Origin of the sequence: Legionella erythra (genome assembly GCF_001467615.1) — a bacterium.
Lineage (GTDB): Bacteria > Pseudomonadota > Gammaproteobacteria > Legionellales > Legionellaceae > Legionella_C > Legionella_C erythra.
Map to the genome: position 1 here is coordinate 211731 of NZ_LNYA01000034.1, position 15852 is coordinate 227582.

A 15852-nucleotide genomic window follows, 5' to 3' on the forward strand; every position below is an offset into this window, starting at 1 on the left:
GGAACAAAGGTTTATTATTGGTGGACACGCAGGCCCCTGCGGGCATTAAACAATAGGAAATAGGTGACCCATGAAACAGGACCATCATCAAAGACATTCTAATTCGGACAAAAAACATGGGGGTTGTCATCAGGAACATAAAGCACACAAGCCTCATAGCCCCTCCTCCAGCATAGAAGGTTCGATCATTTATATGTGTCCTATGCATCCAGAAATTCGCCAGTCTGCCCCTGGCCATTGCCCGATATGTGGTATGGCATTAGAGCCTGAAACAGTAACAACAGAAGAAGTAGCGAGTTCTGAATATCTTGACATGAGACGTCGATTTTGGATTGCGTTGATTTTGACTGTGCCTGTTGTGATATTGGAGATGGGTGGGCATGGTTTGCAGCATTTTATTTCTGGCAGTAATTCCAGTTGGATTCAATTGTTGTTGGCCACGCCGGTGGTTTTATGGGGCGGTTGGCCTTTTTTTAAGCGTGGTTGGCAATCTCTAAAAACACGCCAGTTAAATATGTTTACTCTGATTGCCATGGGTATTGGTGTAGCGTGGATTTACAGTGTGGTGGCTGTTCTTTGGCCAGGTATATTTCCCAATGCGTTTCGAAGTCACGAAGGAGTGGTTGCTGTTTATTTTGAAGCGGCAGCAGTGATTACGACTTTGGTCCTATTAGGACAAGTGCTGGAACTCAAAGCACGAGAGCAAACGGGGAGTGCCATCCGTGCTTTGTTGAAATTGGCTCCTGAACGTGCTCATCTTATTAAAGAGGATGGAAGTGAAGAAGAAGTATCGCTTGATAAGGTCCATGTCGGAGATAAATTGCGTGTTCGTCCTGGTGAAAAAATACCAGTGGATGGTGAAGTACTGGAAGGACGAAGTTTTGTCGATGAGTCTATGGTGACAGGTGAACCTATTCCGGTGACTAAAGAAACAGGAGCCAAAGTCATTGGGGCGACGATTAACCAGACGGGTAGTTTTGTGATGAGCGCGTTGCATGTGGGCAATGATACGATGCTTGCTCGTATTGTCCAAATGGTGAGTGAAGCCCAAAGAAGTCGTGCTCCCATTCAACGATTAGCGGATACCGTTTCGGGATGGTTTGTGCCAGCGGTGATTTTGATTGCACTGCTGTCTTTCATTCTGTGGGCATGGCTAGGCCCACAACCGTCATTAAGCTATGGTTTAATTGCCGCTGTATCAGTACTTATTATTGCCTGCCCTTGTGCTCTTGGCCTGGCCACACCCATGTCCATCATGGTAGGGGTTGGAAAAGGGGCTCAGAGTGGGGTTTTGATTAAAAATGCGGAGAGCTTGGAGCGTATGGAAAAGGTCAATACGCTGGTTGTGGATAAAACAGGCACTCTCACGGAAGGGCATCCGAAACTGACACGCATTGTAACAGATGAACACTTTAATGAAGATGAAGTGTTGGCGTTAGCCGCCGCTCTTGAACACCAAAGTGAACATCCTCTGGGGCATGCTATTGTAGCAGCTGCGAAAGAAAAACAGTTGTCCTTTGGCTCAGTGGAAGATTTTGAAGCACCTACCGGCAAGGGAGTCCTAGGGAAGGTCAATGGTCATCGTATTGCCATTGGTAATGTCAAATTAATGCAGGAGCATGGCAGTGACAAGGCCTCTCTTCTTGAAAAAGCCGATGAATTTCGCAGCAAAGGCGCATCAGTCATGTTCATGGCAGTGGAGGGTAAAACAGTAGCTCTTTTGGTGGTAGAAGACCCTATTAAATCAACCACCCCAGAAACCATTCGCAAGTTGCAGCAAGGCGGTATTGAAGTGGTGATGCTCACAGGGGATAGCAAAAAAACAGCAGAAGCGGTAGCAGGTACCCTCGGTATTAAAAAGGTGGTGGCCGAAATCATGCCTGAAGATAAGAGCCGCATCGTGAGTGAATTAAAAGACAAAGGACTCGTTGTTGCCATGGCAGGCGATGGAGTCAATGATGCGCCAGCGTTGGCCAAAGCCGATATTGGTATTGCTATGGGCACAGGTACTGATGTAGCTATTGAGAGTGCCGGTATTACCTTGCTGCATGGTGATTTGCGTGGCATTGCCAAGGCACGTCATTTGTCAGAAAGCACTATGAATAACATCCGTCAAAATCTCTTTTTTGCATTTATTTATAATGTATTGGGTGTACCGGTGGCCGCGGGTATTTTGTATCCCCTGACTGGTTTACTCTTAAGTCCCATCATCGCAGCTCTTGCCATGGCGCTTTCTTCGGTGTCCGTGATTATTAATGCGCTAAGATTGCGACGGATAACCCTATGAAACAGAAATACGGCCGGCCTGTTATGGGCCAGCCTAAGTGTTTCTATTGATGGTTTGAGTTTTTGTAAACTACCACGGTCTTAATAGGCCCAGCTGAAAAAATTAATGCCAATTTCCATCATGAAGAAAAATCAAGTCTATACTCAAGGAGATAGGTCAGGCTGTATATAAGGAAGAATCATGGTGATTCCAGTTGTTATGATAGTGTTTGGTATTGTCTTTCTTATCAATGGAGCTTATTTAGTCAATCGCTTATTACAACAAACGAATCAGTACCGTTGGCAATGGCTGGCTTATCTGGCTTTTATTAGCTTCTTTATTCTAAGTTACACGGCCAGCATTTTTTATGGTCTACTCGTAGATCCCCACTGCCTTAATTATTTTTATGCCAGTGTCTTTTTAATGGGTGCCACCACTATTGATTTCTCGTGTCGTCTTATGACCAAGACCATGCAAAAAATAGAATTGATGGATGACATTAAAAACCGCTATGATCTGTTACGCCATCATGCTACTTATGATTCGCTGACCGGTTGTAATAACCGGGAATATCTATTTGACGTACTGAGTACGCGTTTCCAACAAATCAAGCTCAATGGTGGAGAGGTGGTTGTTCTCTTCATCGATTTAGACCGATTTAAGGCAGTGAACGATCGTTTTGGTCACGATGTTGGGGATAGTGTTTTGCAAACCTTTGGCAAGCTCCTAAGACAGCGGTTGCGAAAGGACGATGTGGTAGCGCGTTATGGTGGTGATGAATTTATTGTATTGATGGAAAATACATCTTTAAGTGAAGCCAAGAGGATTGCTGAGAATCTTGTGACTGTTGCTAACCAATCCATTAATGAAGGCCTATTAGACTCACTGGATTTGGGTTGCTCCATTGGCATTACTCAAATGAGCCGTCACTCCGACTCCGTGAATGCCGCCATTAAAGAAGCGGATTTGGCCTGTTATGCCGCTAAGCAAAGAAAAATTGATGGTGCCGTTTGTCTTTATAGTCCCATGCTTGCAGCAACAAACAATCACATCGTTTCTTGTATCAAACAGATGGCTAAATAGAAAATTAGCATTTGAAATTCTAGGTGAAACTCATAAAACCCATCTTAAATTCAAGCAAAATTGAGAGCAGTTTAACATGTATATTAAATTACAATGAACCTATGTTTTATTCAATATCACTTAAGTTATTATTTTGCAAGTCATTGTTTAATGACATGGGATAGGAGATACTTTAAAGATAAAATAATAAAAAGAAGGTATTGATTAATGGCACATTTTCTAATGAAACGAACTTACCTATTCTTGGTTCCTGCGCTCCTTATGAGTTGCTCTTATAATGCTAGGCTTACTCCTGAGGGAGAGAAAGTGAGCCTTCTCCAATCTGGAAAGCCCTCAAAGCGCTGTGCTTTTCTAGGGGAAGTGAGCGCTTACGATCGCAATGGCATGAGCCAATCCTATCAATCGCATGAGCATTTGATTCAGGACGAACTCAATATTCTAAGAAATAAAGCAGCCCTTTTAGGGGCGAATACGCTTTTCGTTACGAAACATCAGCAAACGTATGAGGGCAACCCCAAAAATGATTTCGTAGCAGAGCATGGTATGGTGGGCAAAGCGTATCAGTGTAAGACAACAAAGCAATTACCCTTATGAAGTATTACAGTCATGGAAAACAATAGAGCTTGGCTTTTTTCTTGTTGGGTAGTGCTTCTGTTGCTGTATTCCTCTTTGGCGACAGCGGAGAAGGCATTGACTCTTCGAGAAATTACCCCAATTGCGTTAGCAAACAACAAGGATTTAAAAGCGGCTCGCTATAATGTCGCTATTGCAGAGGCTCGCTTAATCCAAGCTGGCCTTTGGCCCAATCCAAGCCTTAATTTGTCAAACAATGACGATCGCTTATTCAATGATGAAGGAGAGTATTCACGCAGCGCTGGTTTTAGTCAAGCCTTTCCTATCTCGGGGCGTATTGCCAAACAAAAAACAGTGGCACGTCTTGATGTGTTGAAAGCCATTGCCGAAATTAAGGAAGCAGAGCGTCAATTAAGTGCCAAAGCAGCTAATGCTTTTTATGCGGCGGTGATTACTGAGCGTCGACTGCAACAACTGAATTATTTATTAAAAATCAATAAAGAATTGGTTGATGTCATCCATAATCGTTATCATGCCGCTGAAATTTCAAAATTGGATGAGAATGCCGCACGCATTGAATATCTGCGCATCGCTCAAGAAAAACATTTATTGCATAGTTTTCTCATCAGTCAAAATGCCTTGCTGAATCAATTGATGGGACGCCCTGCGAATTCTCCTTTATTTCTCAAGAGTGATTTCATCACGGGGCGAAGACTTCCAGAATTAAACCTCCTAAAAACATGGGCACTTAAAAATCGACCCGATCGCCAAGCTGTTGTGTTATCAATGAGTCGTGCACAGGCCGATCGCCGTTTGGCGAAGGCCGAGCGTTTTGCGGATTGGACGGTGGGGCTTGGTGTGCAACAAGATAAAATTGTGGTGGAAGAGGGACCACCGCAACCCTCCGATCGCACCTTAGGCATTACCCTTTCTGTGCCACTTCCTCTTTTAAATCGGAATCAGGGACGAATCTTAGAGGCAAGTCGCACAGGAACTCAAGCCGTGATGGCATTACGTGCGTTGGATTTAAGCATTGAGACGGAAATCACAAGTAACCATGGTCAATTGAAAGCACTTGGAATGAGCCTTAGGGAAACGCAAAGTACTTCACTTAAGTTAGGGGTTGAAAACGTCAAACTGGCGCGTGACTCTTATGAAAACGGGCAAATTTCGCTTTTAAATGTGCTGCAAGTGCAAAAGCAACAAAATGATTTGCAAATGACGTATCTTGCGACGCTAGAAAAATATTTACAAGTATATGTGGCTTTGTGTACAGCCATCGGCCCTGGAAATACGCAAGAATTTTGCCCTTATTTAGCTTATCAAAGGAATGGTGATGGTCATGATAATACGACAAAGAAGTAGAAGCATTATCTTCATTGGTGTTTTTTTGAGCTTATTCCTTTCTATGCAAGGATGTTTTGCCCATGGCGAAGAAATTGAAGTGAGTGAAGGAGGAGCCAAAGGTCCGGTTCATTTAACACCGCAACAAACCAAAATGCTTGAAATTAAGGTTGTGGAAGCAGCCAATCGCCCTATGGCGCAAATATTGAGTTTAAACGGCCAAATCCAACTCCTACCGGATGCGCAAGCCGATGTCAGTATTCGGATTAGTGGCAGTGTGACTGCTATTGATGTGAATTTAGGAGACAGGGTCAAGCAAGGGCAACGCTTAGCCACAGTACAATCAAGATTAGTAGGTAATCCTCCGCCGAGCGTTGCAGTCACAGCCCCCATTGCAGGCCTCATTGATGCGAGGAACATCAATTTAGGTCAAGCGGTGGAGCCGAATACGGTTCTTTTTCACATCAGCAATCGCGATAAATTATTAGTCATTGCTCAAGTGTATGAGGAAGATTTAGGCAAGATTAAGGTCGGACAAGAAGTGAATATTCATGCTTTAAGTTATCCCAAGCAAATCTTTCCAGGTCAAGTGACGTTAATTGAACCGAATCTTGACCCGTTGACTCGTACTGTGAATGTCAGAATTACTTTAGACAATAAGGAGGGGTTTCTCAAACCGGGCATGTTTGTGCGTGCTAACGTTATTTTAGCTCATAATGAGGCAGCACTTGCTGTACCTAATGAGGCTTTGTTGCAAGCGGATAAGGAGTCCTTTGTTTTTGTGCAAAACGACGACATCTATGATCGCGTTGTAGTGAAAGTAGGTGCGGTGGACGATGAGTTTTCAGAAATTACTGATGGCTTAGTTCCTGGCGACCTTGTGGTGACTCAGGGTAATCGTGAGCTTTATACTCTGTGGTTGAGTGGGGGCAGTAAAACGAAAACAGGCCAAGAGGAGCCTCATTAAATGTTTACTTATTTAATTGCCTGGTCATTACGTAATCGCCCCTTAATTTTAGCCTTGACCATTATCCTCTGCTTGCTAGGCGGCTATACCCTACAACAAATGCCAGTGGATGTGTTTCCCGAATTTGCACCACCCCAAGTGGTGGTACAAACTCAAGCGCCTGGTATGGCTACCCAGGACATGGAAACTCTGGTGACTTACCCTTTAGAAAGTGTCATCAATGGAACACCGGGTGTGGTCAGTGTTCGCTCAAAAACTTCGGTGGGATTATCCACCATTACGGTAGTGTTTGATGACAAAACGGACATTTACCGCAATCGTCAATTGGTTAATGAGCGCCTTCAGCAAGCAGTCGATCGACTTCCCCCGGGGGCCAATGCACCAGTGATGTTGCCTGTTACTTCTGCGGTGGGATGGCTTGTTAAATACGCACTTATTAGCCGCACCTCAAGCCCTGAAACGTTGCGTACGATTTCCGACTGGACCATTCGTCCTCGCGTCTTGGCTTTAGGTGGGGTGGCTGCGGTGGTTTCCGTTGGCGGGGAGGTCAAGCAATATCAGGTGCTTCTGGACCCCCAGCGCATGGTGGCTTATGGCATCACCATTGAAGAAGTACGCCAAGCCTTAACGTCCGCGAACCAAAACGTTCCTGGTGCTTTTGTGCATCAGGCGGGTACGGAGTTTGTGGTGAGCACCATGGGTCGCATCAAAACACTGGATGACATTAAAAAAACATTGATTGTAGTTCGTAATGGAGTTCCTATTACCATTAATAACGTAGCCACCGTCACTTTCGGTGGTGAAATCAAACGAGGCGATGCGTCTTATAATGCAGAAAACGCGGTCATTGGCACGATTTCCAAAATTTATGGGGCGGATACTCTAACCACCACCTATAAAGTAGAGCAAGCATTACAGGAGATTAAACACTCTTTGCCAGCTGGAGTGGAATTAATTAGTGAAGCATTTCGCCAAGCTAATTTTATTGAATCAGCGATTCACAATCTGACTAGAGCCTTGATTGAAGGAGCCATCATTGTCATTGCGGTGTTGTTTTTGTTTTTAATGAATTGGAGGGCTTCTTTCATTACCTTTCTTTCCATGCCTGTTTCTTTTATCGTCGGTATCCTGGTTCTTCACTATTTTGGTTTTGGTATTAACTCGATGACTTTAGGCGGGATGGCCATTGCCATTGGTGAGGTGGTGGATGATGGCATTATTACCGTTGAAAACGTGGTGCATCGACTACGACTTAATCGGTTGGCCAAAAAACCTCTACCCGCTATTGAAATTGTTTTTGACGCGGTTTTGGAAATTCGAAGCTCAGTGGTTTATGCGACCATTATCATTAGTCTGGTGTTTTTGCCGATTTTCTTTTTATCAGGAATTCCCGAGCGAATTTTTAGTCCTTTAGCTATTGCTTACATTGCGTCGGTCATGGGCTCACTCGTGGTTTCTATTACTACGGTGCCCGCCCTTTGTTATCTTCTTTTAGTAGGAAGAATGGAAAAACAGCAAGATGCTCAAGTCGTGATGCATGCTTTATCCCAAAGCGAACGCTATCAATTGACTAAAGAAGAAATAGCCCAGCACGCTCAAGCAGAAACTCGTTTTGTGATTTGGTTAAAAAAACATTTTTTAACGGGTTTAAATTGGTCATTGGCGCACTGTAAAACGGTTGTGACTATGGCCATTGGCGCATTTGTTTTTGCTTTAGCCTTGCTTCCTTTTTTTGGGACTTCGTTCTTGCCTGAGTTTCATGAAGGCAATTTTATTATCGCAATGAGCACGCTTCCTGGGACTTCCCTGGATGAGACCATGCGATTAGGACAACAAGTCAGTAAAACCTTGCTGAAGTATCCGCAAGTCATTTCCATAACTCAACGGGCAGGGCGCAGTGAATTGGATGAAGATGCCATGCCGCCCAATGCCAGTGAATTTGATGTGCGCCTTGATTTTGGCAAAGACAAAACCATGTCACCGGATGAATTGTTGCGTCGCATTCGAGCAGATTTGGCGAACATTCCAGGTGCTGTGTTTAATGTCGGGCAATTTATTGCCCATCGTATGGACGAAGTACTCTCAGGAGTCAGAGCACAAGTGGCGGTGAAACTTTTTGGCGATAACCTGACTACCCTTAACGAGTTAGGCCAATCGGTTGAGGCTATTTTAAAGACTGTTCCAGGGGTAGTGGATGTGAACAAAGAACAACAAATCAAGGTGGCCCAGTTGGTCATTACCATTGACCGAGAGAAGGCGTCTCGTTACGGGGTTAATGTGGGGCAGATTTCAGAGGATGTGCAAGTCCTTCTTAATGGGGTAACAGTATCAAGTGTTCTCGAAGGCCAACGAACGTTTGATTTGTATGTGCGCATGGGTGAAACAGGGCGAGACAGTATTAAAGCCATTCAAAACATGCTGATTGATGCCCATGGATTGGCGAATCAGGAAACTAAAATTCCTTTGCGTGCGGTGGCAGAAATTCAGCTGGAGCCTCAGCCTTTTGCGATTAACCGTGAGAACGTCCAGCGCTTATTAGTGATTGCCTTTAATGTGCAAGGGAGAGATTTGGGTAGTGTGATTCAAGAAGTACAACAACAAGTTAAGGAAAAGGTTTCATTGCCGAGTGGCTATTTTATTCAGTATGGCGGGCAGTTTGAAAGTCAACAGCAAGCCTCCCGCGTGATTATTGTATTTGGTGCACTGACTATTTTTATCATGTTGATACTTCTTCATAAAGCGTTTGGGACCTTCCGTGAAGCGCTATTGGTCATGTTCAATTTGCCTTTGGCTTTGATTGGTGGAGTGATTTCTTTGTTTCTAGCAAGTGGGGACATGAGTGTGGCTGCGATGATTGGTTTTATCACCTTATTTGGCATTGCAGCCCGTAATGGGATAATTTTAGTAAGCCACTATAATCAATTACGTACCCAGGGACAATCTCGGGAACAGGTGGTTATTCAAGGGACTCTGGATCGTTTGGTGCCTGTGCTTATGACCGCGGCGACCGCAGCACTTGGTTTAATTCCTTTGTTGTGGGGCTCACCTTCTGGAAAAGAATTGGAGCGTCCCTTGGCACAAGTATTGCTCGGAGGGTTGTTTACATCTACGTTTTTAAATATGTTTGTAGTGCCAACGGTTTATAACGCGATGGAAGCTTGGCGTGAAAAGCGTTTGTATTTAAAGGAAAACTCTCAAGGAGAATCATGATGAATCAAATAACGAAGTATTTCAATAAAAAAGCAATAGGGTTGTTCAACCTGTTTGTTGTTTTGCTTTTCTTGTTGTCACCTGCCTATGCTGCTGCTAATCATGAGGAGGAAGCTCAGACAATCCCAACTACCATTCCTGCTATTTGGGAAGCAATAGATGAACATGCGGCAGCAATTAATAAAGCGCTTGCTAACAATCAGTTGAGTACGATTCATCAACATGCTTTTGCGATTCGGGACTTGGTTAAAACATTGCCTGGTTTAAGCAAAAACTTGTCTGAAGAACAATTAAAAAATCTTCAGCTAAACGTCGGTTATACTGAGCAATTAGCAAAGCGACTTGATAAAACCGGTGATGCTAACGATAAAAAAGGCACTGTGGCGAACTGGCAAAAATTGCAAAAGGTACTGACGCTCATTCGAGCCAATTACGCTCCTTCAGGCTCCTAGGCTACTCCTTGATTCGCAGCCAATCAACTTGCCTAATAGTACAATCTGCCTTTCTGCTTTGGGATAAAAGATAAGACTATTCGCCAGAAAGGCAATCGGATTCATTCATAAGAATCACAGAAGGCAATTGATTTAATGCCCACTATGATGCCCGCCTCCATGGTGGCCCAATCTTACGGTTCGTGTCACCAAGTGCCACGAACCGTAAGATTGGGCCAATTTTTATATCTTAATTTAATGGGGGAATAAACACTTTAATTTTATAAGGATTTGCTATGAATATTGTAACAGTATTAAGGAACACCATTCTTTTAATAGCACTTTTTTTATTCTTTAGTGTCTCAGCATGCACGTCTTTGACTCCAACAACTAAAAAAACTCAAAATAATGGCAAAAATCAGAGCAGTGGTCTAAAGCATAAAAATCCTTCTATTGGGCGTGTTTGGGCCAGTCATACTCGAAGGCATTAGTACAACCTTCGTATCCAGTAAACAATAACGAGAGTTCCTAGTTTTTTACATTCCTATTTAAGAAGAAAAATTAAGGCAATAAAAGCGAAATTGGTGGTAAGTCATCAGAGATTACAGTCACATGATTCACTCTCCCCTAAGATTCTGCAAGTGCTGCTGAGCCGCTGGGTACCCCTGCTCAGCAGCTTTTTGAAGCCACTTTAGTGCTTCATCATGATTTTGAGGAACCCCCTGGCCATCATGATAAATTGCAGCAAGCGCGTATTGAGCTTGAGGCAATCCTTGATTAGCAGCGAGATGAAACCATTTCATTGCTTCAATATTATTTTGCTTCATACCTTTCCCTACAAGAAAACCGATAGCTATATTATACTGAGCGATAGGATCTCCTTGCTTAGCAGCCAGATAAAACCATTTCATCGCCTCAAAATCATTTTGCTGAGTATGATTACCTTCTGCATACATTGCACTGAGAGTACGCTGAGACACCAGATCGCCATGTTCACCTGCTTTACGATACCATATTATTGCCTCACCATCATTTTGTTTTACACCATTGCCAGTTAAATATAGGATACCCAGAGTACGTTCCGCGTCTGGAAATCCTTGTTCAGCTGCTTTGTGGATCCATTTAACAGCTTCCCCATCATTATGTGAAATGCCAATGCCTTCTATATAGAGTACACCAAGATTAAATTCAGCGACGGGATCATTTTTTTCAGCTGCTTTTCGAAACCATTTCATGGCCTTGCTATGATTTTGAGTAACACCTGTACCGGTTGTGTACGTTAAACCAAGGTTGCGTTGAGCCATGGTGTCACCTTGCTCTGCTGCCTTTTGAAACCACTTTACTGCCTCAGAGTAATTTTGGGGTACCTTTTTGCCAATCATATAATCTATCCCGCGATTATTCCAAGCTGCTGGATCTTTGTGCAGAACAACATAATTGTCTACATATTCTTTAATCGTATTAATCATTCCAGAATAAATGCTCACACCAACGATAATTCCGGCTAAAGAGAATGCTAACAGACGTAATCGCATACAATACTGTTCCTTGTTAACAGCGACAAATGGAAACCTATCTTATTATTGAATCAATAAAAATTCAAAACAAATGCTTAATTTTATTGGGGAGTTTTGAATATCTCCAAACTGTATAGTCATGCCATTCCTATTCAAAGGTTCTTGAACAAATTCGCGCCACTTACTCTTCTTAAGTTTTGTCACTACTTATTCGTTGAGTAATCAGGTTATCACGGATATCTTCCCAGTCGCAGAGTTCTCTACGGCTGCTACATCATTGGATTAAGCATCACGTCCCTTCTTCCTGGAGTGTTGATGTGAGTTGTGGTGCTGCTTATGTTCTGTATTATCATTAATAGAATAATAAGCGCGATCTTTTCTTTCATAAAATGACAATGAGTAAGGCGTGTGTTTTTAATAGTGCTATTATAATAATGATAAATAATAAAACAATTTGTTTCTATCGTTATTTAACAAGCGCTTTATTTTACATTATAAGGAACATTGATATGTCAACACTCAGACTATTTAAAGCTGTTATTGGGTTAGTAGCCCTAGTAAGCTCAACACTTCTAATTATCTCTTGTTCCACATCCAAGACAACCAGTAATTCACATAGTGTTTCTCATACTTACGAAGGACACTACAGTGGAGGAATAGGCTGGCATTAATATTCATTCTCTAGTCTGTCTTTAGCTTTTTATGGTCGTATGGGCACCACTGTGCTAGAATATTAAGTTAGGATAATACATTGAAAAATAAATAAGGAGATTTCATTATGTTTAAACGGAATGCATTAATTCTATTTGCCGCTTGCAGTTTGGTTACCACGACACTCTTTGCCGAAGACATGCCTTCTAGTACTAATTCGAATAACATGGGAATGCAAAGCAACAATCAGCAGTCAACCCAGCTACAAGAAGAAATGAAGCAAATGCAAGAAGCCATAAAACAAATGCAAGACATGCATAATAAACTCATGAACGCCCAAACCACAGAAGAAAAAAAATCATTGATGCAAACTCAAATGCCAATGATGCAAAAAGGTATGAAGATGATGCAACATATGGGTGATGATGCAGCAAAAAATCCAGAAATAACGGAACAACGCATGAAGATGATGCAAATGATGATGGAAATGATGCAAACGATGATGGATCGAAAAATGATGGGATGCCCAATGATGAAGAATCAATAAATTCTCATTATAAAACAATATAGTGCAATAACTTAATCACAGGTGGCTCTTAACCGTTTCAGAGTCATTTTGTGATGCTCTTTTGCCAGTCGCATAATCTACACCACGATTATTCCAGGCTGAAGGGCCTTTAAACCTCACAACCACATTTTCTATAGGCTCTTTAATGACATTCACTTCCAGAATAATTGCTCACGCCAATGATAATTGCGATTAAAACTAAGGGTACAAGACGTAAGCGCATACAAAACTAATCCTTGTTAAGAGTTGTTAATAAAAACTAAAATGAGTATCCAACCTCATAATGAATTATTCTGTTTACTTAACCATATTATGACAAAAATGAATTATACTGTTAAAGCCTTTGGGATTTATAAATTTTTTGAAAAAATACTAAAAGTAAATAGGCAAGGATAGAGATAGGAATCACATGAACTATATCAAGTCATTTAAAATAAAAAAAACAGGCCTTATTAAAATTATTCTTGCGGCAATTTTTTCCTGTATGGCACTCAATACCTATGCAGGCATGCAATCCTACCATATTAAATACCATAAGGATTCCAAAATAAATAATGTGTCCTTATCAAATACTGAAATATTAATAGAGTTCCACCGTAATGGCAATTCATTAGGAAGACTCCTGGCAAAAACGAATGATACTCAAGACATCACCATCGACAACACCTATGGAAAAAATTTGGTTATACATGTCCTGTTCATCAGTAAAGAGGGAAAAAGAATACGATGTTGGGGGGTATCCGCTGCTAAAACAACTACCATTGAGGTCCAGTGTGATAAAGTGGTTTCATTGAAAAAATTAAAGGGAGATACTGAAGAGATCACTGATTAAATGGCCATGAGCTATTCGATTAACCACTATTGGCATGGAGAGTAACGTCGCATGACACCATGTAATCCACTTAATTATAAGGAAATAAACAAAAATGACCAATAAAATTCGTGGTAAAGTAAAGTGGTTTAATAAAGACAGGGGATTCGGTTTTATTGAAAGCAGTGGCAGAAAAAGCAAGCCTTGCAAGGCTTTGATATTGACATTGTCTACGTGGATACTTCTTCCTTCAATGATTGTGAGAAGCTGTTCCATAAAGTGATGTAACAATAGAGGAACATCCTAGCATATAATATCATGTGACACGAATAAAACTGGAAAATGATGGATAAAAACACGGCTGTTACTCAAAGTCATGGAACACCAATCGGCAGGATTGTTGAAATCAATGGTCCTGTTGTCAAAATAAGTTGTAATAGTTTACCTTCTTTACATCAGTCTCTTAAAACCCACACGGACAGTGATGAATACATTTTAGAAGTGTGTCAGCATCTTGATGAGCATCATGTCAAAGCCATTACCCTACATCGCGCCTCAGGATTGCAAAGAGGTTTAGTAGTCTATGATCAAGGCACTTCCTTACAAATTCCCGTTTCTAAAGATTGCTTGGGCCGCCTTTTAAATATTTTTGGTGAACCTTTAGACGGTGCCCCGCCATTAGAAACCAATGAATATCGTGATGTTCTGGCAAAACCCGAACCACTTGAAATGACGAGCACTCAAGAAACCATTCTTGAGACAGGAATTAAAGTCATTGATTTACTTTGTCCTTTCGTCAGAGGGTGCAAAACGGGATTGTTTGGTGGTGCAGGAGTTGGAAAAACCGTACTACTGATGGAATTGATGCATGCTATTATTCAATTACATCAAGGAACCTCCGTTTTTGCTGGTGTTGGGGAACGCATTCGGGAAGGACATGAATTATGGCATGAGATGAAATCCGCTGGGGTGATGGATAAAACACTCATGATATTTGGTCAAATGGATGAATCGCCAGGAGTTCGTTTTCGCACAGGATTATCCGCATTAACTTATGCGGAATATTTGCGTGATACGCTGGAACATGAGGTCCTTTTTCTTGTGGATAATATTTATCGTTTTGTGCAAGCTGGCAGTGAAATTTCGGGGTTACTCGGCAGAATGCCGGCAAGTGTAGGTTATCAACCCACCTTAATGACTGAGATAGCAGAACTTGAAGAGCGCATGACGTCTACTGCCAAGGGAGCAGTGACTTCAGTACAAGCGGTTTACGTTCCGGCCGATGATATGAGCGATCCGGCTGTGACTGGAATCATTACTCATTTAGATTCCATCATAGTACTCTCTCGCTCACAAGCAGGCAAAGGCATTTATCCTGCCGTAGATCCCCTAGCTTCCAAGAGCCAATTTATGGATAAAATCCTATTGGGCGAGCGACATTATTCCATTGCCCAAGCTGTACGAGAACACCTGGAATATTATCAAGAATTAGAAGACATGATTTCTATGATGGGAATTGAAGAGCTTTCTCCTAAAGACCGTGCTATCGTGTTAAGAGCACGCAAACTGCAACGCTACCTTAGCCAACCCTTTCATGTCACAAAGCAACAAACAGGCATTGAAGGGAAGTCGGTTTCATTAGAACAAACATTAACCGATTGCGAATCGCTCCTAAGAGGCGATTACGATGAGTTTTCAGAAGAAGAGTGTTACATGATAGGTGCCATGAATAAAGGGAGATAACGACTGACATGGAGCTTTTTACTATCCATCTTAAGAGTGCCACACAATATGAAACAAGGGATAGGGTAGTTAGTTTTGTTGGCGAAGACCACTCTGGGCAATTTGGGATTTTAGCTCATCATGGCCGAATGATGACGTGTTTAAAATTTGGTTTGGCCTGGTTTCGTTATGAGAATGATGAGACTGAATACTTAGCCTTACCAGGAGCGGTGGTTTATTTCATTGATAATCAATTGCATATCGCGACTAGACATTATGTACGCCATAAAGATTACCAAGCCATACAAATGGCGATAGAGGAAGAATTACATTGGGAAGAAAACAATCTATCACGTATCAAAGAAAGCTTACATCGTTTAGATGAAGAAATGTTAAAGCGTTTATGGGACTTAAAACGGCAGAATACCTATGGGATTTAAAGATTCGAAAAAGGAGCTTGAACAACAAGTGAAACGGAATGTCCACAAAATCAATGAAGCAAAAAAGGGAAAATCTACTTTATTAGCCCAAACGGTTTACTTGGGTACTTTAGGCTTTGTTTTTGTTTTACCCATCATTGCAGGAGCCTATCTCGGGGTTTGGCTCGATGAAAAGATAAAAGGGTATTCCATTAGTTGGACCATCAATTTAATCATCGTCGGTGTGATTATTGGCGCCATTAACGTGTATCTTTTAATTAAGGATTAAC

Annotated in this window: 13 protein-coding genes and 1 pseudogene; 13 read left to right on the plus strand and 1 reads right to left on the minus strand. The window is 42.0% G+C overall.

Features of this window, described 5'->3' with window-relative positions:
- Positions 1-70: 70 nt before the first annotated feature.
- The 7 genes from Lery_RS12195 to Lery_RS12225 all read left to right on the plus strand — a co-directional run bounded on the left by Lery_RS12195 (position 71) and on the right by Lery_RS12225 (position 9895).
- On the plus strand, positions 71-2287 hold the full coding sequence (locus Lery_RS12195; protein WP_058527520.1) for a copper-transporting P-type ATPase: 2217 nt from the start codon (positions 71-73) through the stop codon (positions 2285-2287).
- A gap of 180 nt (positions 2288-2467) precedes the next feature.
- Positions 2468-3349 carry a GGDEF domain-containing protein gene (locus Lery_RS12200; RefSeq protein WP_058527521.1) on the plus strand — a complete coding sequence of 294 codons (882 nt, stop codon included), beginning with the start codon at positions 2468-2470 and terminating at the stop codon, positions 3347-3349.
- Positions 3350-3556: 207 nt separating this feature from the next.
- Complete coding sequence (locus tag Lery_RS12205) at positions 3557-3943, plus strand: DUF4156 domain-containing protein (RefSeq protein WP_058527522.1); 387 nt, start codon at positions 3557-3559, stop codon at positions 3941-3943.
- A gap of 12 nt (positions 3944-3955) precedes the next feature.
- On the plus strand, positions 3956-5287 hold the full coding sequence (locus Lery_RS12210) for a TolC family protein (RefSeq protein WP_058527523.1): 1332 nt from the start codon (positions 3956-3958) through the stop codon (positions 5285-5287).
- Positions 5265-6233, plus strand: a complete 969-nt coding sequence (locus Lery_RS12215) for an efflux RND transporter periplasmic adaptor subunit (RefSeq protein WP_058527966.1) — start codon at positions 5265-5267, stop codon at positions 6231-6233. The genes Lery_RS12210 and Lery_RS12215 overlap by 23 nt, the downstream gene beginning before the upstream one ends.
- On the plus strand, positions 6234-9443 hold the full coding sequence (locus Lery_RS12220) for an efflux RND transporter permease subunit (protein WP_058527524.1): 3210 nt from the start codon (positions 6234-6236) through the stop codon (positions 9441-9443).
- Entirely contained in the window at positions 9443-9895 is a 453-nt protein-coding gene (locus tag Lery_RS12225) for a hypothetical protein (RefSeq protein ID WP_058527525.1), read from the plus strand. The genes Lery_RS12220 and Lery_RS12225 overlap by 1 nt, the downstream gene beginning before the upstream one ends.
- A 596-nt stretch (positions 9896-10491) precedes the next feature.
- Here the strand turns inward: Lery_RS12225 and Lery_RS12230 are convergent.
- Positions 10492-11409 (minus strand): tetratricopeptide repeat protein, encoded by a 918-nt coding sequence (locus tag Lery_RS12230; RefSeq protein ID WP_058527526.1) that lies wholly within the window; start codon positions 11407-11409, stop codon positions 10492-10494.
- A 760-nt stretch (positions 11410-12169) separates the two neighbouring features.
- On the opposite strand from Lery_RS12230, the gene Lery_RS12235 reads away from it, so the two are divergent.
- The 6 genes and pseudogenes from Lery_RS12235 (at position 12170) to Lery_RS12255 (ending at position 15851) form a co-directional block, all read left to right on the plus strand.
- Positions 12170-12589: a hypothetical protein gene (locus Lery_RS12235; protein WP_058527527.1), complete on the plus strand. Its 420-nt coding sequence runs from the start codon at positions 12170-12172 to the stop codon at positions 12587-12589.
- A 430-nt stretch (positions 12590-13019) separates the two neighbouring features.
- Complete coding sequence (locus Lery_RS12240; RefSeq protein WP_058527528.1) at positions 13020-13442, plus strand: hypothetical protein; 423 nt, start codon at positions 13020-13022, stop codon at positions 13440-13442.
- Positions 13443-13536: 94 nt separating this feature from the next.
- Positions 13537-13614, plus strand: a pseudogene (locus Lery_RS15830) (cold shock domain-containing protein); the annotation flags it as partial.
- A gap of 149 nt (positions 13615-13763) precedes the next feature.
- Positions 13764-15164, plus strand: a complete 1401-nt coding sequence (gene atpD / locus Lery_RS12245) for a F0F1 ATP synthase subunit beta (RefSeq protein WP_438357009.1) — start codon at positions 13764-13766, stop codon at positions 15162-15164.
- An 8-nt stretch (positions 15165-15172) separates the two neighbouring features.
- Positions 15173-15583, plus strand: coding sequence for a F0F1 ATP synthase subunit delta/epsilon (locus Lery_RS12250; RefSeq protein WP_058527530.1), 411 nt, complete (start codon positions 15173-15175; stop codon positions 15581-15583).
- Entirely contained in the window at positions 15573-15851 is a 279-nt protein-coding gene (locus Lery_RS12255; protein ID WP_027228232.1) for an AtpZ/AtpI family protein, read from the plus strand. The genes Lery_RS12250 and Lery_RS12255 overlap by 11 nt, the downstream gene beginning before the upstream one ends.
- Position 15852: the final 1 nt, after the last annotated feature.